Annotated in this window: 22 protein-coding genes and 1 tRNA gene; 10 read left to right on the forward strand and 13 right to left on the reverse strand. The window is 41.0% G+C overall.

Annotated features, from left to right (window positions below; translation table 11 throughout):
• Nucleotides 1-87 precede the first annotated feature (87 nt).
• Nucleotides 88-164, reverse strand: a tRNA-Arg gene (locus KXV15_RS08750).
• A gap of 417 nt (nucleotides 165-581) precedes the next feature.
• Here KXV15_RS08750 and KXV15_RS08755 point away from each other — a divergent pair.
• On the forward strand, nucleotides 582-2,981 hold the full coding sequence (locus tag KXV15_RS08755) for a TonB-dependent receptor (protein ID WP_240007807.1): 2,400 nt from the start codon (nucleotides 582-584) through the stop codon (nucleotides 2,979-2,981).
• Between the two features lie 116 nt (nucleotides 2,982-3,097).
• On the opposite strand, the gene KXV15_RS08760 is transcribed toward KXV15_RS08755, so the two are convergent.
• The 3 genes from KXV15_RS08760 to KXV15_RS08770 all read right to left on the reverse strand — a co-directional run bounded on the left by KXV15_RS08760 (nucleotide 3,098) and on the right by KXV15_RS08770 (nucleotide 7,304).
• The gene (locus KXV15_RS08760) at nucleotides 3,098-4,345 is read right to left on the reverse strand and encodes an argininosuccinate synthase (RefSeq protein ID WP_240007808.1); all 1,248 of its coding nucleotides are present in this window, start codon (nucleotides 4,343-4,345) and stop codon (nucleotides 3,098-3,100) included.
• A 132-nt stretch (nucleotides 4,346-4,477) separates the two neighbouring features.
• Nucleotides 4,478-5,125: a hypothetical protein gene (locus KXV15_RS08765; protein WP_240007809.1), complete on the reverse strand. Its 648-nt coding sequence runs from the start codon at nucleotides 5,123-5,125 to the stop codon at nucleotides 4,478-4,480.
• A gap of 184 nt (nucleotides 5,126-5,309) precedes the next feature.
• The gene (locus KXV15_RS08770; RefSeq protein ID WP_420830577.1) at nucleotides 5,310-7,304 is read right to left on the reverse strand and encodes a potassium transporter Kup; all 1,995 of its coding nucleotides are present in this window, start codon (nucleotides 7,302-7,304) and stop codon (nucleotides 5,310-5,312) included.
• Nucleotides 7,305-7,481: 177 nt separating this feature from the next.
• Here KXV15_RS08770 and KXV15_RS08775 point away from each other — a divergent pair, with 177 nt between their 5' ends.
• The gene (locus KXV15_RS08775) at nucleotides 7,482-8,279 is read left to right on the forward strand and encodes an SDR family NAD(P)-dependent oxidoreductase (RefSeq protein WP_240007810.1); all 798 of its coding nucleotides are present in this window, start codon (nucleotides 7,482-7,484) and stop codon (nucleotides 8,277-8,279) included.
• Between the two features lie 65 nt (nucleotides 8,280-8,344).
• Here the strand turns inward: KXV15_RS08775 and rpmE are convergent, their stop codons facing one another.
• The 6 genes from rpmE to KXV15_RS08805 form a co-directional block, all read right to left on the reverse strand.
• Nucleotides 8,345-8,569 (reverse strand): 50S ribosomal protein L31, encoded by a 225-nt coding sequence (gene rpmE, locus KXV15_RS08780; RefSeq protein WP_240007811.1) that lies wholly within the window; start codon nucleotides 8,567-8,569, stop codon nucleotides 8,345-8,347.
• A gap of 120 nt (nucleotides 8,570-8,689) precedes the next feature.
• Nucleotides 8,690-9,298, reverse strand: a complete 609-nt coding sequence (locus KXV15_RS08785; protein ID WP_240007812.1) for a DUF937 domain-containing protein — start codon at nucleotides 9,296-9,298, stop codon at nucleotides 8,690-8,692.
• Nucleotides 9,299-9,393: 95 nt separating this feature from the next.
• Nucleotides 9,394-10,305: a DUF1444 domain-containing protein gene (locus KXV15_RS08790; RefSeq protein ID WP_240007813.1), complete on the reverse strand. Its 912-nt coding sequence runs from the start codon at nucleotides 10,303-10,305 to the stop codon at nucleotides 9,394-9,396.
• 9 nt (nucleotides 10,306-10,314) lie between these two features.
• Nucleotides 10,315-11,772, reverse strand: coding sequence for a succinylglutamate-semialdehyde dehydrogenase (gene astD, locus KXV15_RS08795; RefSeq protein WP_240007814.1), 1,458 nt, complete (start codon nucleotides 11,770-11,772; stop codon nucleotides 10,315-10,317).
• A gap of 37 nt (nucleotides 11,773-11,809) precedes the next feature.
• A complete protein-coding gene (locus KXV15_RS08800) occupies nucleotides 11,810-12,826 on the reverse strand; it encodes an arginine N-succinyltransferase (protein ID WP_240007815.1) in 1,017 nt (338 codons plus the stop codon).
• Between the two features lie 10 nt (nucleotides 12,827-12,836).
• Nucleotides 12,837-14,090 carry a hydrolase gene (locus tag KXV15_RS08805; RefSeq protein WP_240007816.1) on the reverse strand — a complete coding sequence of 418 codons (1,254 nt, stop codon included), beginning with the start codon at nucleotides 14,088-14,090 and terminating at the stop codon, nucleotides 12,837-12,839.
• 123 nt (nucleotides 14,091-14,213) lie between these two features.
• On the opposite strand from KXV15_RS08805, the gene KXV15_RS08810 reads away from it, so the two are divergent.
• Nucleotides 14,214-15,257 carry a Glu/Leu/Phe/Val family dehydrogenase gene (locus KXV15_RS08810; RefSeq protein ID WP_240007817.1) on the forward strand — a complete coding sequence of 348 codons (1,044 nt, stop codon included), beginning with the start codon at nucleotides 14,214-14,216 and terminating at the stop codon, nucleotides 15,255-15,257.
• A complete protein-coding gene (gene thiD / locus KXV15_RS08815; RefSeq protein WP_240007818.1) occupies nucleotides 15,257-16,054 on the forward strand; it encodes a bifunctional hydroxymethylpyrimidine kinase/phosphomethylpyrimidine kinase in 798 nt (265 codons plus the stop codon). Before KXV15_RS08810 ends, thiD begins: the two co-directional genes overlap by 1 nt.
• Before the next feature lie 297 nt (nucleotides 16,055-16,351).
• Here the strand turns inward: thiD and KXV15_RS08820 are convergent, their stop codons facing one another.
• The gene (locus KXV15_RS08820; RefSeq protein WP_240007819.1) at nucleotides 16,352-17,023 is read right to left on the reverse strand and encodes a hypothetical protein; all 672 of its coding nucleotides are present in this window, start codon (nucleotides 17,021-17,023) and stop codon (nucleotides 16,352-16,354) included.
• 125 nt (nucleotides 17,024-17,148) lie between these two features.
• Nucleotides 17,149-17,325 carry a zinc-finger domain-containing protein gene (locus KXV15_RS08825; RefSeq protein ID WP_240007820.1) on the reverse strand — a complete coding sequence of 59 codons (177 nt, stop codon included), beginning with the start codon at nucleotides 17,323-17,325 and terminating at the stop codon, nucleotides 17,149-17,151.
• A gap of 171 nt (nucleotides 17,326-17,496) precedes the next feature.
• Here KXV15_RS08825 and KXV15_RS08830 point away from each other — a divergent pair, with 171 nt between their 5' ends.
• The 6 genes from KXV15_RS08830 (at nucleotide 17,497) to def (ending at nucleotide 22,459) form a co-directional block, all read left to right on the forward strand.
• On the forward strand, nucleotides 17,497-17,874 hold the full coding sequence (locus KXV15_RS08830) for a GntR family transcriptional regulator (RefSeq protein WP_240007821.1): 378 nt from the start codon (nucleotides 17,497-17,499) through the stop codon (nucleotides 17,872-17,874).
• Nucleotides 17,867-18,730 carry an ABC transporter ATP-binding protein gene (locus KXV15_RS08835; RefSeq protein ID WP_240007822.1) on the forward strand — a complete coding sequence of 288 codons (864 nt, stop codon included), beginning with the start codon at nucleotides 17,867-17,869 and terminating at the stop codon, nucleotides 18,728-18,730. The genes KXV15_RS08830 and KXV15_RS08835 overlap by 8 nt, the downstream gene beginning before the upstream one ends.
• 151 nt (nucleotides 18,731-18,881) lie before the next feature.
• Entirely contained in the window at nucleotides 18,882-19,913 is a 1,032-nt protein-coding gene (locus KXV15_RS08840; RefSeq protein ID WP_240007823.1) for a hypothetical protein, read from the forward strand.
• A 78-nt stretch (nucleotides 19,914-19,991) separates the two neighbouring features.
• Entirely contained in the window at nucleotides 19,992-20,501 is a 510-nt protein-coding gene (locus tag KXV15_RS08845; RefSeq protein WP_240007824.1) for a redoxin family protein, read from the forward strand.
• A 1-nt stretch (nucleotide 20,502) separates the two neighbouring features.
• On the forward strand, nucleotides 20,503-21,891 hold the full coding sequence (locus tag KXV15_RS08850; RefSeq protein ID WP_240007825.1) for a WG repeat-containing protein: 1,389 nt from the start codon (nucleotides 20,503-20,505) through the stop codon (nucleotides 21,889-21,891).
• Between the two features lie 31 nt (nucleotides 21,892-21,922).
• Entirely contained in the window at nucleotides 21,923-22,459 is a 537-nt protein-coding gene (gene def, locus KXV15_RS08855) for a peptide deformylase (protein ID WP_240007826.1), read from the forward strand.
• Between the two features lies 1 nt (nucleotide 22,460).
• Here the strand turns inward: def and KXV15_RS08860 are convergent, their stop codons facing one another.
• Nucleotides 22,461-23,735: a DUF3422 domain-containing protein gene (locus tag KXV15_RS08860; protein ID WP_240007827.1), complete on the reverse strand. Its 1,275-nt coding sequence runs from the start codon at nucleotides 23,733-23,735 to the stop codon at nucleotides 22,461-22,463.
• Nucleotides 23,736-23,795 lie beyond the last annotated feature (60 nt).

The following is a 23,795-nucleotide window of genomic DNA, read 5'->3' on the forward strand; positions in this document are numbered from 1 at the left end:
ATATTTTTATAGTCAGATGTATAGGCTCAATATTATTCCAAATTCCTGAACAGGGAGCAGAGTGACAAAATTTGGATTTAAGTAAAATGGCGCACCCGAGACGATTCGAACGTCCGACCAACGCCTTCGGAGGGCGCTACTCTATCCAGCTGAGCTACGGGTGCGTTGTGGCGGTTAATAATGGAAAATAGAATATAGGGCAAGGGGTGTAACAGAGGTTTGCCCCAGGGCTAATTAAATTAACTTTTTTAATTATAATTGGAATCTTGTCCAAACAGTTGGCGTTTAGCCCAAAGATTCTGTTGTTTAATCCTTTTCCCTTATTAAAATTATTGGTTTGTAACAATGGTGTTACAAATCTGAAAAAAATCGCTGTTTCCTTAAAGTGTTGATTATATTTATTAAAAATGATGAAAAATCATATATGTTAAATACATTTTTATGATTTCAAGGAGCTTTTAAACCACCCGTCACAAAAACTACATCTCGCAAAAGTATACGCCCCGCTGTGTAGCCAAGGTTACATTTTTCTAGTCAGAAAACGTGTTTTTGCATTCTGACTTGTGAAGGGGAACTTAATTATGATTAAGAAGAAATTATTATCTGGGCTTTCGCTTTCAGCAATTATTTTATTGTCTGCTGGGCTTGCTCATGCTGAAGATGTAAAGGCAAATGCGGCTGATGTAACCGCAAGTGCCCCAAATGATGTTGTAATTGTTACCGCTACTAAGCGTGAAACCAACCTACAACAGACACCAATCGCGATTTCAGTTCTAAGCCAAACCACAATGGCAAACCGCCACGTTCTAAGCCTTTTAGATTTGGCAGACGGTGGCATCCCATCTTTGCGTGTTGCAACTTTTGAAGCGCGCCAATCGGCACTAACTGTTGGTATTCGTGGTATCGTTCCTTTTGACGCGAACCAAACAGCACGTGACCAAGGCGTTGGTATTTATCTTGATGGCATCTATCTTGGTCGCCAACAAGGTTTGAATGCGGCATTATTTGATATTGCACGTGTAGAAGTTTTGCGTGGCCCACAAGGTACATTATTTGGTCGTAACACCGAAGGCGGCGCGGTAAGCATTATTTCAAAAGAACCAACTGGTGAATTTGGTGGACGTATTAGCGGCGGTATGGGCAATTTTGGTAGCCATACAATGCAAGCACACGTGAACCTTCCTGAATATCAAGGTGTTTCAATTAAAATTGACGCCCTTCAGGAGCATCAAGACGCATTTGTTAAAAACAGCCTTGCAGGTCAAGCGGGCTGGGGTCAATATGACCGTTCTGGTGGCCACATTGCTGCAAAATGGCACCCAACAGATGATTTCACTGCAACTTTGTCTTATGATCGTACAATCGATAAAAACACGCCTTTCTATAGCCAATTAATCAACTACAACCCAAACAATTTGCCGGTTGCAACTTTGGCACAAATTAATGCCAATGGTGGTAAATTGCCATCTGGTTATATTGCACCATTATCGCCATTAGTTGTCGTAAGCGGCAAAGACAGAATGAGCGTTTCTGATATTGGCGTTCCTCAACAACCAAGTGTTGACGAAACCCAAGGCTGGTCAGCAAATTTAAAATATAAAATCAATCCTGATATTGAATTCCGTTCTATCACTGGCGCGCGTATTGTTGATACTGATCAGTGGGATAACTCTGGTGGTGCACACAGAACTGTGTTCCTTCCAAATGCTAACTTCAGCCGTTATTCATTGTCATTCCTAAAGCAGCACCAATTTAGCCAAGAATTCCAATTGGTTGGTAAAACTAGTGACATTGATTGGGTATTGGGTGCTTATTACTTCACTGAACATGTTCAGGAGCAAGCGGCAACACCAACCACCAATAAATGGAATGCTGATGGCACTGGTTACACAATCAATAGCGAAACCGTTTCTGGTACAGTGACTTCAGGCAACCAAGGTTGGGCATGGGGTCAACAATTCTTGCAACGCGCAAGCTATGCTGATGCGAAAAGCTATGCTGGTTTTGGTCAGATGACATATACCCCAGCTTCTTTGGATAAATTGCACATCACACTTGGCGGTCGTTATACCAAAGACAAACGTGATGGCGTACTTTATATGGTTTCTGGTGTAAAAACCAACTATACCTTTAATTATGACAAATCACGCTTTGACCCATTGGCAATCTTTGCTTATGACCTTGCAAAAGATGTCAATGTTTATGCGAAATATTCAACTGGCTACCGCGCTGGTGGTGCAAACGATCGTTCTCAAAACTTCAGATCTTTTGACGCGGAAACAGTAAAAGCATACGAAGTTGGTTCAAAGATGGAATTCTTTGATCATTCAGTTCGTTTAAACCTTGCTGCATATGCAATGGACCGTAAGGGTACACAAACCGACTTTGATAACGTTGATACCAACCCATACCTACCTGGTACAACAACCCCGAACCCAACCTTTAACCTTCATACCGAAGAAACCGTTAATGCGCCGGGTGTTTCAAAAATTCGTGGTTTCGAAGCTGATTTGAATTACCGTCCAATTGATAACCTAACTTTGGGTCTATCTTATGCTTATACAGACGTGAAAGTTCCGGCTACTATGAATACATTGTTGGCAACCCCTGCATTGTATCAAGTATATACCGTGTTCACGCCTAAAAATGCCGGCTCGTTCAATGTTGATTACAGACAGCCTGTATTCAATAACGGTACCGACTTTACTGCGCACTTGGATGCAAACTATGCCGATGGTCAATACAGCTTCCAAAACGAGTCTGTAAAAACTGATGACAGCTTTGTTGTGAATGCGCGTCTTGCCCTTACCAACATTCCAATGAATGCGGGTACTACTGCTACAATTTCATTGTGGTCTCGTAACTTGCTTGATGAAACCCATGTTTACCGTGTTTCTGGCGCAAATGCTAAGACCCTTGGTTATTATGGAAACTTCAATCCTCCTCGTACCTTTGGTATCGAAGGAACTTTGAATTTCTAAACTCCTCTCCCCCCAAAGATAAAAAAGGCGACTGTGAAAACGGTCGCCTTTTTTTATTTTATTATTGCTTATAAAGCGGAACTATCCGCCGAACTCGCAGTTAATTATTGTTATGCTTAGCTATTCTTGCCTAAGCGTTGATCACGCCATGCGGCAATCCGGAGGCGCAACGCATTAAGTTTGATGAAACCCTCGGCATCGGCTTGGTTATAACCGCCGGCTGCATCAAAGCCCACCAATTCTTTGTTATACAGTGAATATGGTGATGAGCGACCTTGAACATAAACGCCGCCTTTATAGATTTTCAATTTAACTTCACCGCAAACAGGTTCTTGTGATGCGTCAATTGCCGCCTGAAGCATTAGGCGTTCAGGGGTAAACCACATACCATTATAAATAAGGGTTGCATATTTTGGCATTAGTTCGTCTTTTAGATGCATTGCGCCACGGTCAAGCGTAATTGATTCCATTGCGCGGTGTGCGGTCAAAAGAATTGTGCCACCTGGGGTTTCGTAATAGCCGCGTGATTTCATACCAACAAAGCGGTTTTCAACCAAATCAAGACCGCCAACACCATTGTCGTGACCAATCTGGTTTAATTTAGTCAAAAGCTGTGCTGGCGACATTGCCACGCCATCAATTGCAACTGCATCGCCACGCTCAAAAGCAACAGTAATATATGTTGGTTTATCTGGCGCTTCTTCTGGCGTCATGGTGCGACGACCTTCGCGCTTAGTCACCAAATCAGGGACTGAATCTTCTGGATTCTCCAAAGCCAAACCTTCGGAAGAAGTGTGAAGCAAATTGGCATCGATTGAGAATGGTGCTTCTTGTTCTTTGCCAGCGGCAATATTAATGCCGTGTTTCTTTGCATAAGCGATAAGGTCAGGACGACCTTGGAAATCCCACTCACGCCAAGGTGCAATAACTTTTACATCCGGTTTCAAGGCGTAATAAGAAACCTCGAAACGAACTTGGTCATTGCCTTTACCGGTTGCACCGTGGCAAACTGCATCGGCACCCACAAGATTTGCAATTTCAATTTGGCGCTTTGCGATTAATGGGCGTGCAATTGATGTCCCAAGAAGATAAACACCTTCATAAACCGTATTGGCACGAAACATTGGGAATACATAATCTTTGACAAAATCTTCGCGTAAATCTTCGATAAAGACATGCTCAGGCTTAACACCCATAGCCAATGCCTTGGCACGTGCTGGCTCAATTTCTTCGCCTTGTCCTAAATCGGCGGTAAATGTTACAACTTCACAGCCATAAGTCTCTTCAAGCCATTTAAGAATAATCGAAGTATCAAGACCACCTGAATAAGCAAGAACCACGCGTTTAATTTTGTCTGATGTCATATTACCCTCTGAACCTTAAAATAATAGGAATGCGCCGCTGATTTAGCGAATTATAAGCGTGTTGTTAAGAACTAATGTTGCGAATAAGTGTAAAAGTTAAACTATAAAGCCAAAATAAAGGAGATTGTCCTTTCAACACCCTTCGGCATCTATATCCAGCTTGTTTTGGTCAAACTTCTTTTCAAGTTCCTTTGCGGTTGTTTCACCACGATAATCAAGCTCTGGAACAAGTCCAAACGTTGCATATAATGCAGAATGTGCATAATAAAGGGATTCTCGCTCACTCCTAAAAGCTGAACAAAGATAAGACTGTGAGCCGTTTCTTTTTATAATATTAATTGCTTCTTGTCGGTAATTGTTGGCATCTTCAATGCTTTTGTTATATTTGGCAACATATTCGTTACGAATACGCTTGTTATCCGCTTTTTTGATAGCATCGGCACTACATTCCAATTTGTTTTTGGCACGTATTTGTTCTTTAAATCCAGGAAATTTTGCAAGAAATGCATTGGCTGCATCAATAGATTCTTGTTCCGTACTAAGACTTGCAAATTTAGCCAGTGACTTTTCAGTATCATCGACTTTTTGCATTAATTGTTGAAAGTTATTACAATATTCAGTGGCATTTAAGTTTGGGTTTATTGCAAGCAGACGATCCATTTCCGCTTTATTGGCCTTATATGCCAAATAAGCATCTTGGGCAGCTTTTGACTCTGCGTAAGCATTTGAAAAATTTAAAACAACAAATACAAAAATTAAAAGTCGCAGTGTAATTTTCATAAACCCTCACAATCAAATACCTTTACGTTCCATTTTTATGGATAGTAAATACTGTTGGTTTGGGTTTAATCTCTACATCTGTATCCAAAATGTCAATAAAAATCGGAAACCACGTTTTCGGTTTTATTATCTTATTTTTCCCACATTTGCCAAGCGAGCGAAGCAAAGGCGGCAATTTGAATAATTAAACCACCACTTGTGTTCCAAGTTCCACCACACGACCAGAAGGAATGTGGAAGAAGTCTGTCGCATTAGTTGCGTTACGTGACAAGAAAATGAACAATCTATCTTGCCATAATGGCATTCCTGAATGGGCAGATGCAACAATAGTGCGGTGACCCAAGAAGAACGAAGTTGACATGATATCAAACTTCAAACCCTGTTTACGGCACAATGTAAGTGCTTTTGGAATATTTGGGCTTTCCATGAAACCGTATTTAACAATAACTTTGCGTACTGTTCCGGTCACATCGATAATTTCAAGCCTATCTGCTTCTGGAACACGTGGCATTTCAGCGGTTGAAACACTCAAGACAGCGATATTTTCATGCAGTACCTTATTGTGTTTTAGGTTATGCATCAATGCCACTGGCGCAAGATCAGGGTCAGAGGTCAGGAATATTGCGGTTCCAGGTACTTTGTGAACAGGATGCGCCGCCAAATTATCAAGCAGTGTTTTTAGCGGAATTGAATCGCGGCGGGTTTTCTCGGCTAGAATTTTTGTTCCTGATGTCCATGTCCACATAATCAAGACAAGTGCCGCACCCAACACCAATGGCAACCATGCGCCATGTGGTATTTTAGGAAGCTGTGATCCAACAAAGATAAAGTCCATGCAAAGGATTGGGATAAGCAATACTGCGGCCTGCCAAGTTTTCCATTTCCAAAGCCTTGTAACAACCGGTGCAGCAAGGATTGTATCCATCAACATAGCGCCGGTAATTGCAATACCATATGCAGAAGTAAGTGCGGATGATGATTGGAATGAGAATACCAAAAGCAATACGCCAATCATCAAGAAACTGTTGATTTGTGGCACAAAGATTTGACCCGCTTGGGTTTCTGAGGTTCTCTTGATTTGCATCCTTGGCAATAGGCCAAGTTGAACCGCCTGCTGTGTTAAAGAGAATGCACCCGTAATAACCGCTTGTGAAGCAATGATTGCCGCCAAAGTTGCTAAAATCATAATTGGCCAGAACATGCCATCAGGAACCATCATCCAGAACGGGTCTTTTGCCGCTTCTGGGTGGGAAATAACAAATGCACCTTGTCCGAGATAGTTAAGTGTCAAAGATGGTAAAACTAAGATGAACCATGCAGCACGGATTGGCCCCTTACCAAAGTGACCCATGTCGGCATAAAGCGCTTCGGCGCCAGTAACTGCTAGGAAAACACTACCTAAAACCAAGAATGCGATGAAACCATTGGAAATAAGGAATTTAATTGCGAAATATGGATTTAATGCGTGTAAAATTCGCATTTGTGGATCGTCGGCAATGTGCATAAGGCCAAGTGCGGCAAGGGTTAAGAACCAAATTGCTGTAATCGGGCCAAACCAAGAGGCAATTGCATGCGTACCTTTTGACTGTACTAAGAATAGTGCAATAAGAATGAATGCCGAAATTGGCACGATATAAATCCGTAGCATATGACCAATTGCGGGCGCTTCTTTTAAACCTTCAACAGCACCAAGTACCGAAATTGCCGGCGTAATGATGCCATCACCATAAAAGAACGCCGCACCGATGACGCCACCAATAAAAATCCATCCCGTTGGTTTTCCCATGGCCTTTTGCGCAAGCGCCATAAGTACCAATGTACCACCTTCGCCTTTGTTATCTGCGCGCATAAGGAATACAACGTATTTAAGGGTAACAATAAGCATTAATGCCCAAAATATTAGGGAAACAATGCCTATTACAGATGCCTCTAAACCAAGGTTGCCTTTTGCATGTGCCAATGATTCACGCATGGCGTAGAATGGGCTTGTACCAATGTCGCCAAAAACAACACCAATTGAACCGAGCGCGAGTGTTAAAAACCCTGCATGTTTTAAAGGTTCATGTCCATTATTTCCATTTGAGCTTTCCAAGTTTTCTGACTTGAAATCACCGCCATTTTTAGCATCGCTTTGTTGGCTATCTGAGCTTGTATTCAAAAGTGCCCCCTGATTACCCATAAGCAATTGAGTATTACAATTGCCGTAGTAAATTTGCGCATATTTTCAGCTATGCGAAAGTGGAGCGTTACTATTTTTATGAAAATTCTTCAAATGTTATCAACACAAAATATACTTTTTATTTTGACTGATATATATGTGTGCAAATTAAACCAATATTTTTAAAGGCAAATATTAATGGCTAGTCGAAACTGTCTTATAACTGGTGCTTCTGCTGGAATTGGGCGCGAATTTGCATATCTTATGGCAGAACGCGGTTATGACCTGATTCTTGTGGCGCGGCGCGAGGAGCGACTGCGTGAGATTGCAACCGAAGTTGCCGAAAAGTGGGGTGCTAAAACCCTGATAATCATTCAAGATTTACATAAACCATATGCTGCCGATAATATTTTAAATATTGTTGCAGAGAATAATCTTACAATTGATGCTCTTATCAATAATGCAGGCTATGGTTTGCCGGGAACTTTTTTGACAACTAAGTGGCAAGAACAACAGGATTTTTTGCAAATAATGCTTAATACCCCAACAGAGCTTTGCCATAAGGTTTTAAGTGGCATGAAAGAGCGCGGATTTGGGAGAATTATTAATATTGCATCATTGGCCGGACATTTGCCGGGGTCATTGGGGCATACATTATATACGCCTGTTAAAGCTTATATGATAAAGATGTCGCAAAGCCTTAATCTCGAATGTCAAGGAACTGGCATACATGTAACCGCACTTTGCCCTGGTTTTACATATTCCGAATTTCACGATGTGAATGGAACCCGTGAATTGGTATCTAAAATGCCAAAATTTATGTGGCTTGATGCCGACGTAGTTGCAGAGTTAGGTTTTAAAGCATTGGAAGAAAATCGAGCGGTTTATGTTACAGGCAAATCCAACAAAGCAATTGCAGCAATGTTTAAATTATTACCCGATAGAGTTGCCGAATATTTCGTAAAAAAGAATTCGGATAAATTCCGCAAGATTTAAAAAAAGCCCTGCGTTTGCAGGGCTTTCGATTTTTCGCTGTTACGAAAATTATTATTTGACCAGGATTACTTTTTAAAAAGACCGCCAAATTTGTCTTTAAAGCGTGATACGCGACCACCACGGTCAAGCAATTGTGCGTTGCCGCCAGTCCATGCAGGGTGAGAAGTCGGATCAATATCAAGGTTAAGGGTTTTACCTTCGCCGCCCATAGTTGAGCGGGTTTTGAATGTTGTACCGTCGGTCATAGTGACGGTAATAAAATCGTATTTAGGATGAATATCGGCTTTCATTTTATTCTCTTTTTAAAACGGGCAATATTCGCCCATATATAAACATTAAAACTTGAAGGCGCGCCATTAGCAAAGAATAGCGCGCAAGTCTAGAAGAATCTATGTAATTTGTTTAAAATACTATCTTCCAATCATTTTCATGATGTCATCAAGCGGATTACCATCCTTGTCCATATCAATCATATTGGCAAGATTTCCTAAAATCCCTGCGTTACCACCAGTGTTTCCTTGAGTAACAGAATTAAGGATATCGCCGATTCCGCCACCTGCACTGTTGCCGATTGCGTTACCAAGAATACTTCCTAGGCCGCCAGAATTAGCTTTTGATGCCATCGCCCCTGCCGCCATTGTTGCAAGAACTGGAAGCATTTGTTTCAATAAGTCAGTGCTTAGGCCCGTTTGATTTGCTGCATTTGTTGCCACTTGGCGCGAAACATCTTTAGACCCAAAAATTGCGCCCAAAATTTCATTACCTGCGGCAGTTGTGCCAGGGCGTGCAAGCTCTTCAGGATTATCACCAATTTGAACGTGGTTTTGATTTAAAACACTGCCAAGAATGTTTTCAAGTCCGCCGCTATTTGCCTGATTCTTAAAGCCACCTGCGATCATTGGGGCCAATGCCTCAATCGCGCTTTGGGATTGTGCCGGAGAAATTCCAAAACGCCCTGCAATCATTTCAACCGCTTGACCACCGCCAGCAGATAAAATTTGATCTATTAAGCCACTCATACCTATTTCCTTTGCATCTATATTTACACATTACTAGATGTGTGCAAATAAAATGCAACATAAATCCCGTATAAAGGGATTTTTATTTCAGGTATTTATTTGTTCGGTTCAATTGCGACCCATTTATCGTCTACACGAGTGTAGATTTTATTATTCAATGCGTAATAACCATCCGCATCTTTTTTTGCGACTTCTTCGAGTTTCTTTAACGCTTCAGCATCAGATAAAGGAGCCGCAATAAATTCATCACGGTTTGGGATTGCCACGGCATAACCATCGGGATATTTTGTCTTTAGCATTTCGATTACATTATCGAGTAACATAAGACTAGGTGCAAAACCTGCCGGTACATTGGCATAATAAAGCCCATCATTATCCTTAAACTCGATTGTTTGCGCATTATCATTCATATTCTGAATTGCTTTTTTAAACGCATCGTCTTCGGTTAATGATAAATCGTGCAACCGTCCAATTGGCATAAAGGCAATTGAGGTTTTGGTATCTGCAACCACTGCCATCTCTAAATTATCGAATAATGGACGGCGTAGGACGTAGTTTGGTATTTTATCTAATGCAGTCTGTTGTTCAAAGTCATTAAGAGCGTCAGAGGTTCTTATTACAACTTTCAAGTTTTCAGGTGTAAAGGGGTCGCCATTTGAAATTGTTTTTCTAATCGCCTTGTAAAACTTATCATATTCGTTTTGTCTATCTGTTCCACGAGTATTAAGGCGGGTACGCAAACCATCAATATTGATGGTTAGATTGCGTACGGCAACAATAACAATAACGTTGTCACCGTTTTCGGTGCTAACAACACCGCGTACTGAAGGCATTTCCATCAATACAGGTTTAATAGTGTTTTTAATGTCCTGAAAGCTTAAAGGTTCAAGATCGTTAAAGGTGCGGCGGTTGGTTGTGAAAACACCATCATCTGTTTGCTGTGCCAATGAAACTTGCGGCACAGCAGCCAGAATTGAGAAAGATAATAATAATGCTTTTCTAATCATATTTGTCGTTTAATTGAAACCTGTGGCAGGAATTGGGCAAACTTTATTAGCATTTTGTTGTGCCAACGGATAGGCGCAATAATCAGCCGCATAGAATGCACTTGGGCGGCCATTTCCAGAAAGACCTGGGCCACCGAATGGTAATTCCGAACTTGCACCAGTTGTTGGACGGTTCCAATTTATAAGACCAGCACGAACATGGCTAACCACCATATCCCAAAGATTTTCATCCTCACTTACCAACCCTGCGGAAAGTCCAAAACGGGTTTTGTTGGCAAGGGTGATTGCGTCATCAATGTTTTTAACACGGAAAACCTGTGCAAATGGTGCGAATAATTCCTCATCATCGGCTGGTTTGGCATCGGTCATATCAATCAGACCAGGCTTTACAAACGCATCGCCTAAGTCAAGAATTTCTGCTTCAATAATCGGTTTGCCGCCCAATGCTTTTAAGCCATCTTGGAATTTTAAAACATTTTGTGCCATTTGCGCACTTATAACAGGGCCAATGAAAGGCTCTGCGGCATCGTCATATTTTCCAATACGCATTTTGGCACATTTTTCTTTTACTTTTCCAAGAACCTTATCTGCAAATTCGGTATCAGGAAGGATGATGCGGCGTGCGCATGAGCATCTTTGACCACTTGTGATAAAACTTGAATGCACAATCATATCTGCGGCAGCGTCAATATCCTCTGCATCCCAAACGATAAGTGGGTTGTTGCCACCCATTTCAAGTGCCAAAATAACTTCTGGGCGACCACCAAATAATTTATGGATATAAGTTCCAGTGGTGGCCGAGCCGGTGAATAATACGCCATCAATGCCTTCTGCACCCAAAAGTGCCGCCCCCGTATCACGTGCACCATTGACGATGTTTAAAACACCTTCTGGCAATCCCGCTGCGATAAATGCCTCTGCCATAATGAATGACACCATTGGTGCAAGTTCGGATGGTTTAAAAACAATGGTATTGCCCGCCAAAAGTGCCGGAACAATATGTCCATTTGGCAAGTGTCCAGGGAAGTTAAATGGCCCCAAAACCGCCATAACCCCATATGCTTTGTGGGTCATTGCAAGATGCCCGAACGCAGTGTCTTTTTGAATTTCGCCGGTGCGTTCATTGTAACCACGCACTGAAATTCCGATTTTACCAATCATTGCGGCGGCTTCACCTTTGGTTTCCCAAAGTGGTTTGCCGGTATCTTGGGCAAGACAAAGCGCAATTTCATCTCTACGTTTTTCAAGCTCTTTGCCATAATTTTCAACAATGGCAATGCGTTCAGCACGTGGTTTTTGCGACCAAGTTTTAAACGCTTCACGTGCCGATTTTACAGCTTCTTTTACCTTAAACTCTGTTGCGGCATTAAAATTTGCGATTTCCTGTGATGTGGCAGGGTTTAATATTGAAACAGCCGCACCTTCACCGTCCGACCAAACGTTATTTATCAAAACAGATTTAGACATATTTTCCACTTTTCTTAAAATTAAATCATTTGCCTGATTATAAATCAAAGGCTTTGGCGCGACCCCATTCACCCTCTTGTAATTCAAGGGTTTCAAGCACATCTGGGGCGACCAAAATATGGTCGGCAGTAATATCGCAGCTTGCGAGCGTACAACGAAAATCAACTAATTTATCGTTGGAAATTAGGCATTTTTCAAGGCCGCGGGTGTCGCCAATTTTAAATGGTTTGCGTACGCTTTCACGGAAGGTTCGCGTATTTTCAAGGCGTGCCGCCAGCAATGGGCCGCCATCAAAAATATCAATTACGCCTTCAAACCGCAGACCTTCACGTTCTAGAAGGCGGCGTGCAGGGGCGCCGTCGGGGTGGGTTTCTGCAATTGCACCACGTGCGCTATCTGGTAATAAATCAATATAAATTGGGTGTTTTGGGCCAAGGTCAATAATGAATTGATTGTCCGTTAGTGCCGAGAAATTATCAGCCTCGGCAAAATCCATGCGGAAGAAAGGACGACCAACGCCTTCCCAAAATGGTGAACGGCCGTCAAGATGAACAATGCCGCGCAATTCAGAAACAACAGTATCATGGAAGCGATTTGGGTTTGCCGCCATAAGCATAAAGCGGGATAGTGAAAGCAATTTCCCTGCACCTTCGCCGCGATGTTGTGGGTCGAGGAATAATGTACCAACCTCTGTTGCACCGGTGTAATCATTCACCATCACAAGGGTTGAAATATCAAACCTTTTGTTGGCAGCGCGTGATAATTGCCCCAATGTTGTAACGCGGAAATTAAAAAATGGCACATCACAGCCAATGTTGGTTTTAACTGCGCAACATCCAAAAACTTCATTGGTATTTGCGCGTTCGACCATAAGCAGATAATCACCGGATTCGTTTTCGGGAATTTCACCTTTAAAAGACTTTATACTTTTCTTTAGGCGTGCCTCAAGCATTGCGCGATCGTCAGGAAGGCTTGTAAAGCCTGCACCAGATAATTTGGCAAAGCGATGGAAATCGTCAAGGTCTTCCGGTCTCGCCGGTCTTACAACAAGCATTATTTTCCCTTTACATTAGTTTTCTTAATGCCTTGGCATCTAGTTTGCCACTTGCATAAGCGCATAAAATTGCGGTGGTTAGTGCGGCACGTTTGCCAAAACTTGATTTTAAAACATATTCATTGGGTGAATGGATATTGCCACCCAATACCCCAAGTGTGTCAATATTCGGACAGCCTGAGGCGAATAAATTATTACCCTCACATACTCCGCCGGTATCTTTGAATTGCATTGTAATGCCCAAACCTTCGGCAATGCGGCTAATATCGCTCATAATTTGTTCTTGCGCTTTGTTTTTGGGTTTAGGAGGACGAGAAATACCGCCTTCAAGGTGGCAATGAATTCCATTTGATGTAATTGCGGAGATGTTTTCTTTAACTACATCTACTGCCCAATCCATAGTTAATGGGCTTGGTGCGCGTATGTTAAACCGTACAATCGCCATATCGGGAACAACATTGTTGGCAGAGCCACCATCAATTTTCCCGCAGTTAAAAGTCACACCGTGCAAATTGTCATTATTGCCTTCAAGTGCGGTAACGAATTTTGCCGCCGCCAAAATTGCGCTTATCCCCTCGGAATGGGCGCGCCCAACATGGGCGGATTTGCCGTGAATAATAAGGGCAAAGTTTGCAGAGCCTTTGCGCGCCCCTGCCATTGAACCATCAGGCAGCGCAGGTTCATAGGTTAATCCTAAATCAGAACGTGACCCAATTTCATGAAGCAAATGCGCAGAACCCAATGAACCTATTTCTTCGTCAGGTGATAAAAGCACTTCATAGCCGATATTGTCTTTAAACTCATAATGCTCAAACGCTTTAAGGCCTTCTAGCATTACTAATATTCCGCCCTTCATATCGGCAACACCGGGGCCATTTAATTCATCAGTGTCTGAAGTGGCAACTTTTTGAAAAGGCGAATCAATTGGAAATACGGTGTCGTAATGACCAGTTAAAACAATCTGAATTGGTGCATCGGGGCGAACTTTGAGGTGGAATGAATGCCCCAAATCAACTTCTTCAATCATTCCGTTTGAAAGCACGACTTTTTCTGGATTAAGTTCTTTGCGATTTATGATGCCAGGAAGCACACTAAAAGCATCTTCAAGCAATGGTAAAAAAGATTTGATGCCCAAATAATTGCGCGAACCAGTGTTAATATTGCACCAATTTACCAATGTTTCTTCGTAATGCGCAAAATTATTTGGCACTTTTGCGATAGTGTCGTAAATTTTTTTATCAAATATATCGCTTAAACCGGTCAAATCATGCCTCAGATTTTGCCAAAAGAAAATGATATAACAATTTTTTATCTATTTCCACAACCCCGTCTTTAAATTTACTCACATCAGCATTAAAGAGGCGGGATTGTTTTATATGGGAAAATTATGACATCTGTTTTTGAAGCCGAAGATTTTGATAATCACGAAGTCGTCCATTTTGTTAATGATAAAAAAACTGGTTTAAAGGCGATTATCGCCCTGCATTCAACGCATCTTGGCCCTGCTGGTGGTGGTATTCGTATGCAGCCGTATGAAAATTCACAAGCGGCATTAAAAGACGTGCTTAGGCTTTCAAAAGGTATGTCGTATAAAAATGCGCTTGCAGGGATTGAATTGGGCGGTGGTAAATCTGTCATCATTGGCAACCCCAAAACCGATAAAAGCCCAGAGCTTTTCCATGCTTTTGGTCAGGCAATTGCCGATTTGGGTGGTAAATATATTGCCGCCGAAGATGTTGGCACAACATTGAAAGACATGGAATATATTTCACAAAAAACCAAATATGTCTTTGGGCGCGATCCAAAGGACGGTTTTGGCGGTGATCCATCACCAATGACTGCATATGGGGTTTTCCTATCGTTAAAAGAAAGCGTCAAACACAAATTGGGTGCAACTGACCTAAAAGGCATCAAGGTTGCGGTGCAGGGGGCCGGTGCGGTTGGTAAAAACCTTATTAAACAATTGGTCGAGGCTGGCGCAAAAGTTTGCTTTACCGATGTTGATGTGGATAGAATTGCTGCGGTACAAAACGAATTTGGCGCAGAATTTGTTGCGCTTGATGATATTATTTCTGCCGATGTTGATGTTTTTGCCCCATGTGCCTTGGGTGCAGTTTTAAATGACACAAGCATTCCACAGCTTAAGGCAAAAGTGGTTTGTGGCGCGGCGAATAATCAGCTTGCCAAAGATGTACACGGTGTAAAATTAGTTGAGCATGATATTCTTTATGCCCCTGATTATGTTGCCAATGCGGCGGGTATTATCAATGTTTTCTATGAAATTGATGGTCAGTATGACGTTAAAAAAGTTATGGCGCATATTGAAAAAATCCCGCATACATTATCTGAAATATTTAAAATCGCTGATGAAACTGGGCAACCAACCGCATTGGTCGCCGATGAAATGGCAAGAAATAAAATAGGGCGTTAATGGCTAAAGGTCGGGTTTTAATAATTGCGGGTTCTGATTCGGGCGGTGGCGCCGGTATTCAGGCGGATATAAAGGCGGTCACTATGACTGGCGGCTATGCCATGACCGCAATTACCGCCATAACCGTGCAAAACACCCTTGGCGTTTTTGATGTTCACCCCATCCCGATTAAAACCATAACCGACCAAATCAAAGTTGTTTTGGACGATATTGGTGCCGACACAATCAAAACCGGAATGCTGGGCACGGTTGAAATTGTCGAGGCTATCGCAAAATCCTTTGCCGATTATGCGCCAACTATCCCCAAAATTATCGACCCCGTGATGATTGCCAAGGGGGGGCATTCATTGCTTGAAAACCGCGCAATTGATGCGGTGAAATCAATCCTTGTTCCCAATGCCGCACTTTTGACCCCCAATGCACCAGAGGCACAGGCATTAACCGGCGTAACGGTCGAAACCATAGATGGGCAAAGGCGCGCCGCCGAAAAAATCCTAAAAATGGGCGCAAAGGCCGTATTGGTAAAAGGTGGCCATATCGAGGGGGCAACATTCACCGACCTCCTTGCCACCGAATATGACGAGACTTTCTTTGATGCCGTGCGCATAAACACTAATTCGACTCACGGAACAGGCTGCACATTGGCAAGCGCGATTTCATCGTATCTTGCGCAGGGGCAGGGTTTAAAAGACGCGGTCGCAAATGCCCGCGAATATGTCTTTAAGGCAATCGAAACCGCCAAGGGTTTTGGGCACGGTCACGGGCCATTAAACCATAATTGGAATTTGCACGTCTAACCCCATACCTGTTACCCCCGCTTGTTGCGGGGGCTGGCAAGCCAAATCATGTAGTATTTTCCCCGATTTCATTTTCTGACAAATGCTGACATTTTTCGTTGGTTCATATTTGAAAAAATAGATATTAATCAATATATTATGTTGAATTTAATATTGTATATTCTGCACATTGCGCAAAAAACCTGACCAATCCTGACATCCCGAAATTAAAGTTCGCATTATTCTTAATCCCAAGCATGGTTTGGGATAATAAAGGCATTTATTTAGGGTGGGGATTGGGTTAATTTATATGTAAGTTTATCTTCGGTTTTTTATTTCCCAATTTAATTTTATTATTAGTGGTATGATTCCAATAAATAGCATTGCAAGCAAGCCAAAGCCAATCAATAGATATCTCAATAATAAAGATATTTTGTCCCCGCTTACTCGGATATATTTGTAATTATATTTTGAACCTACTTTAATAATAGGGGTGCTTTTTATTTCACCAATGCGCTCCAATTCACTAATTATAACTCTATTACCAAGCGATATTTCGGTAAGGATTTTTTCTATTCCGTAATTATTGTTTGATGGGTATTCCAGATATTTTATCTTATATATCCGGTTATCGAAAAAATTATAATTTGGATTGTCTAGGCATCTATTAAGGTAAGGCTGAGGTTCGCAATCAACAAAAATTTCTTCATTACTTTTGTCAATCAATAGCTTGATTCTTGTTGGTTTTGAGGGGTTGTTTTTGTCTAAAGATGTTTTTTCAAATTTTCCAAACACAACATGAGTTATTGAGTTTTGGGGTGGCAACCAGAACAGCCAGTTTAATTTGGTAACTTCAAAGTTAAGCTTGAGAAACAAGAAAAATAATACAATAAATATGGTAGTAAATCGTGAATTAAGGCAAGCTCGCTTATATTTTTGCAACAGTGTTTTAAAAAAATAAATCCACTCATTAATTTGCTGTTTGCTCATTTATATAAAATCGCCGTTGCCAACCCCACCCTGTGTGCTGCGCACGCGACCCTCCCGCAGAGGGGGAGGGTATATTTTGCACTCTTTGCTTTCCCCTGGTGGAGAAAGACGAGGTGGTGTTTGCCTTAATGCTTTAATTCAAAAACTTGGCCGCAATATAGGCATTCGGCGCGGCCATCATCACCCAAATCATAATAAGTTTTTGGGTGGCCCAATGCACCGCCGCCGCCATCGCACGCAACACGGTGTTCAGATGTATGGATAACTTTTTTATCTTCAGCTTTGGTATGGGTTTTTGTCATTTAATTGCCTCTAAAAATTGCTTTTATAATAACCTACTGAAAAAACCTATGCCAAAATAAAAAAATATTTCAAGAATTATATTGACATAGGTGGTGTATTAGATTACTAAGACACTATTGCGGATGTAAGATGCGCAATTAAAGAAGCGGCTTCGCTTTTAAAGGAGTAATATGTCAACAGGGATTTCAATTGACTGGCGTGACGACATACCAATCTGGAAACAGATAAAGGATAGGTTGCAAAGCGCTATTCTAAGCGGTGACTTCAAAGAGGGGGAGGCAATTCCATCCGTGCGCCAGCTTGCAATAGAACTTGCGGTTAATCCCTTAACTGTCTCCCGCGCTTTTTCAGAGCTAAATGACGATGGACTTATTGAAAAACGTCGTGGGCTTGGAATGTTCGTGACCCAAGGAACCAAGGGTGCAGTTGTTGAGCGTGAGCGAAAACAATTTCTAGAAAATGAGTGGCCGCCGATCGTCCAAAAAATCAAAGATTTGGAAATTGACTGGAATGAATTGGCAAAAGATTTCGGGGAAAAACATGGATAATGATATTTTAATCAGCGCAAAAGGTTTATCGAAATCTTATGGCGCGAAAGTCGCGCTAAAACCAACTAATCTTGAAATTCCAAAGGGTCGGATTGTTGGCGTAATTGGTGCCAATGGTGCGGGTAAATCAACACTGTTGAACTGTATTCTTGGTCTTTCTGACTATGTTGGCGAATTGAATGTTTTGGGTTTAAATCCATTGCAAAATCGCTCACAATTGATGAATGACGTTTGCTTTATTGCCGATATTGCAACCCTGCCAAAATGGGCAAGGATTTCAGATTTGTTCAATTGGCTTGAAGATTTGCATCCAAAATTCCAAAAGCAAAAAGCCATCGACAAATTGAAAAACACCAACATTCCTTTGAATGCCAAAATTAAAGAGCTTTCAAAAGGTATGAATGTTCAGGTGCATTTATCAATCGTTCTGGCGATTGATGCAAAAGTTTTGGTTCTTGATGAGCCAACCTTGGGCCTTGATATCATGAACCGCCGTGCATTTTATGATGCAGTCTTGCGCGATTTCTTTGATGAAGAACGCACCATTTTGGTAACAACCCACCAAATCGATGAGATTGAGCCGATTTTATCGCACGCAATTTTCATTAAAGATGGTGAAGTTACTTTGGATGCATCACTCGAAGATATTTCAGAGAAATTCTACGCCATTGATGTGTCAGAAGATAAAAAGGCCGAGGCGCTATCACTAATGCCGATTTATTCACGTGCAATTATGGGCCGCACCACAATGATTTTCCGCGATAAGGCAACCGATGATTTGAAAAAATTTGGTGAACCGCGCCGCGTAGCATTAGCAGATTTATTTGTTGCACTGGCAACACCGCAGAATGTTTAGGGGAACAAAATGTTTACAATCTTTGCCCCCAAACTCATCAAACCTAATTCGTTGAAAAAGACGGATTCCCGAGATTCTGAGCCTAAAAGTGGGCTTAAATTAATCAAGAAGAATAATTCTAAAATAACAAAGAATATATAGCGGGTGTAATATGAATAAATTTCTAACCCTAATTAAACGCGATCTTTCAGATTACAAAGGTGCATTGATAATTACGCCATTGGTAATCTCTGCAGTTATTTTATTGCTAGTCATTAGTTCTGTTTTCATGGGCAGCCTTCGGGTTGATGACAATAATTTTAGCCTGTTTAGCGATTCAAGTGCCGACATAAATATCGAAGATAATAATGGTAACAACCTTCATCTGCAAAAAGATCCCAATGGGCATTTGGTTTATACAGATGAAAACGGCAATACAAAACCGGTTATGGGTGATTTAACCCACGATAAAATCAAGAAAATCTCGTCTGTGATTGCGCTTGGCAATTTTATTGGGGCGTTATTGCCATTGTTCATTGCGGGTATTGTTGTTTTATTTGTGCTTGCTGGCTCATTATATGAAGAGCGCAAGGATAAATCCATCATGTTTTGGAAATCCCTGCCGATTTCCGACATTGAAACCGTGGGTGCAAAAACGGTTTCCGTGGTTGGTATCGGTCTTGGTTTTGCCCTTTTGGTAACATTCGTTCTGCATCTTGCGTTAATTGTCATCACAACATTGGCTTCAAACCAATTTGGCTTGAATATGATTAGTATTCCAGATGTTTTAGCGATGGTTTTCAAGCTTTGGGTATTTGCTGCAATGTTGCTTGTTGCATATATATTGTGGGCGTTTCCAGTTTATTCATGGATTTTAGCGTCTTCTTCTTATGCACCCAAAGCACCCTTCCTATTGGCATTCGTTCCAATTGTTTTGCTGCCACTACTTGCAAAAATCTTCCTTAAGAATTCGAATGATATTTTCTTTGCGCCACTTCAACACATCACTGGCTATCCAATTTGGAAAGCACTTGATGAGGGCAAGGAAGCGTTCCAAGATGGTGTTAAAAATGGTAGCGATTTAACGCCAGCGCTTGAACCAATAATGAAAACATTCTCTGAACCTTCGCTATGGATTGGTTTGGCAATCGGTGTTGGTCTGCTTTATGCGGCATCAGAAATCAGACGCAGAAGATCTTTCTAGTTCGTCTTTGATTAAAGCTCCCAGTAGTTTATAGTGTCCTCCTAAATGCTATAAACAGCGCAAAAAAGAGGATGTCAGATGTTTAAAAAATTAAAGTCGGTTTTAGCTTTGGTTTTGGTGGCATTTGGCATCCTCGCTCCCAGTTTTTCTGGGGCACAAGAGGCGGCACCAATGCTTGCGGCATTTAACGGTGCAACCTATGCCGATAATGGCAAGACATTTAGTGCAAACCAGTTTGCCGGCAAAAAAGTTCTTGTCATGTTTTGGAAATCCGATTGCCCACCGTGTTTGGTTGAAATGTCGGGCTTTGAAAATATCCGCAAGGCAGCAGGCGCAATGCCAATAATTGTTGTTACCCCGACATGGGGCAAAAAAGAGCAATATTTCCTGCAAAAACCCATTAAAAATTCTGCATTGATTTTAAAATATAAAACGGGTTTTAATAATGCCCTTGAATATTTTGGTGACCCCGAAGGTGGCGTTCCATATAGTGTTATGTTTAATGAAAAAGGAATTGGCTGTATTTCAAACCTTGGACCAGTAAATGCCAAGGTTATGAAAGACATGTTTAATGAATGCGGGAAATAAGATGCCTGATTTTATAAGAAAGCATTTAAGTCTTTTTTTTATCACCATCTTCTGCTTGTTTTTTTCTTCTTCAAACGCTGCCGAAAATCCAAAAATGCTTTGGGTGAAACAAGGCGAAGATTCAGTGCTTGTGAATGGTGATGGTGAGGTAATAAAACGTATTAGAGCCAATTTCGTACTAAAACCTAATAGCCTTGGTAATTATTGGATTTTTAAAAATGGCAAATATATTTTAATGGGGCGCAATGATAAGCCATTAACCAAGCATGATGATGTTTATCAAATAGTTCCTTGGCTCGACAATATGCCTATTGAAGCGCACTCTTTTAGTGGTAATTTTTATGTAAACCCTGATGGAAGCGAATTTGGGCGCAATTATTCCGAACTTAGTCAATTTGACAAGCAAGGATTGGCGTTTGTATCCCAAAAAGGGAAGTGGGGAATAATAAATTCAAAGGCAAAAATAATTGTTAAACCTATCTATGATGCATCTTCATATTTTACTGAAGTAGATGGAAAATATATTGCCTCGGTTGGATTGAATAAAAAATATGGCTTCATCGATAATAATGGCAATACCATTATTGATTTCAAATTTGAAAATGCGAGAAGTTTTGCAAATGGGCTTGCACCGGTAAAGGTTAAAGACAAATGGGGCTTTATAAATATTAAAGGTGAATTTGTAATTCCGCCACAATATGACAATGCGCAAGAATTTGGGTATGAAACTTTTAATAAAGATAATGCATTCGCCATGGTCAAATATAATGATAATGGTCAAATTATTAAAAAATGGGGCATTATCGATAAGTCTGGAAATTGGGTGTTAAAGCCAAAATATAAATCCAACGCTTTTAATGGGCTTATGTATCAGCCTGAAATAAATCCTTTTGGACACCGAATTATAAATGCGTCATCAGGTGATTTACAAGAAAAAGGAATTGTTGATCGTGACGACAAGGTAATAGTGCCAGCCGTATTTCAAGAATTACGACTATATGATTTCCAAAAGCATGAAGACCAGATTTTTACCCTTGAGTTTAAGAAAAACGACAAATGGGGATTGATGGATATCAATGGTGCAATCATAACCTCAAAACTATATGATGGAATTTCTAGAAAAAGCTATTGGCATGATAGCGCAGTCATTAAACTAGATAACAAATTTGGTTTTATTAACAGCCATGGTGAAGAATTTATCAAGCCTCAATTTGACCTTGCAGACAATTTTGATGAAAATGGTTTTGCAAAAGTTGTGGTTGGCGGCAAACTTGGAATTATAGATGTAAAAGGTAATTTCATTATAAAACCGCAATTTGATAATGACCTCTGTGAAGCAATGGTTTTGGATACTTATGATTATAATTCTAATGAACCGCCTTGCCCTTGATTTTTTGATGCAGTGACAATAGATAGATACCATGGCAATTAAACCTATCCTTACTGTTCCCGATCCCATTTTAAAACAGGTTTCCAAACCGGTTGAAAATGTTAATGATGAAATCCGTGCTTTGGTCGCGGATATGCTTGATTCAATGTATGAAGCCAAGGGCATCGGCCTTGCGGCAATTCAAATTGGCGTGCCATTGCGCGTTATAACTATGGATTTGGTATGGGGCAAAGAAGATGCAGACGGTAATAAAACCGATGCGCGCCTGCCGCAGGTTTTTATTAATCCGGAAATTTTGGATAAATCCGAAGATTTATCACCATATGAAGAGGGTTGTTTGTCAGTCCCTGATTATTATGACGAGATTGAGCGCCCCGCAAAGGTAAAAATCAAATATTTAAATGAAAAAGGCGAAGAAATCATCGAAGATGCCGAGGGGCTTTATGCTACCTGCATTCAGCATGAGATGGATCACCTTAATGGCGTGCTTTTCATTGACTATTTGTCCCGCCTAAGACGTGACCGTGCAGTCGCCAAAGTTAAAAAGAACAAAAAGCTTAGCGTATAGCTTAGTCTTTTTCGCCTTTAATTGATTTCTTTCGCATATTAATGAAAAGCCATCCTGCCGCCAAAATACATGCGATTAACGGCGCATTTAACTTGTGCAGCATCTCTTCATGATGCGGAAACAGGCTTTCTAGAAAATATTTTAGAAGGTTGAAAATATAATATCCAATTGCAAAGATGGATAAACCTTCAACCAATTCTGATAATTTCACCTGTAATTCAGAGCGCTTGTTCATTGATTTCAATAATTCTTGATTTTGAAGCTCCAATGAAATTGAAATCCGCGTCCGTAATAAATCATTCACCCGTCCGATGCGTTCAGATAAATCTTGCAGGCGGTTTTTGGTTGCCTCACAGGTGCGCATGGCGGGGGTAAGACGGCGTTCAATAAACTGCTGCATAGTAGAATAGCCGTCAATTGGGCTTTCTCGAAGGGTCTTTAACCTATCTTTGGTAAGGCGGTAATATGCCTCTGTTGCACCAAAGCGGAAACGAACTTCATTAATTGCGCTTTCCACCTCGGCAGAAAGTTTGGTTATATGATTTAATATTTCATTTTGTGGTGTCGTATTTTGATCTAATTCAGTTGTTATATTGTTTAATTTATCTTCGGCAGATTTTAACCACCCTAGCTTTTCGCGCGCGATTGGAAAGCCTAATAATGCAAGTTTTCGATATTGGCCAATTTCTATTAGCGTTTGCAAAAGCCTTGATGCCTCATCGTTTTTAAGGTTATCACAATAAACCAGCACCCTTCCTGCATCATCTTCATGGCGATAAAAATCTGTCCAGATACGGGCTTTTTTATCAAAGACATCACAACTCACACCGTTTGAAAGATGCATGATTTTGTTAATTACGTTATCGTCTGGCAGTTTGTTGGTGAAAATAAACTCAACATTACGGAATAAATCACCGGAATCTGCACCAATCCATGGGTGCTGTGTGTCGTTGAGTGAGCCAAAAGCATATTTATCGTTATTATCAATGTCTTCTTGTTCTAATTGCCGAAATTGGAAATAGGTTGAAAACTCTCCGTGCCGTTCAAAAATAAGGGTTTCATCACTGTTACTATGAATAAATTTACCACCATCAGAAGATTGTTCAGCATCTTTTGCAATTGAATCAATCCATAGACGTTCCACATTTTTTGCTGTCTCGGGAACCGTGAAAATATAATATCTAACAATAAATGGTGGGCTGAATACAGGTAAAATGCGCTCATGCAGCATTTGGGTTAATAATGTTCTTTGTGGGTGAATAGAAACTGTATTCATCGCTGCGCCTCAATGGCTATGTAGTTGTTTTATTTTAGATACTGTCAATCTTTTATGCAA

Source organism: Pseudaquidulcibacter saccharophilus, from assembly GCF_019455445.1.
GTDB lineage: Bacteria > Pseudomonadota > Alphaproteobacteria > Caulobacterales > Aquidulcibacteraceae > Pseudaquidulcibacter > Pseudaquidulcibacter saccharophilus.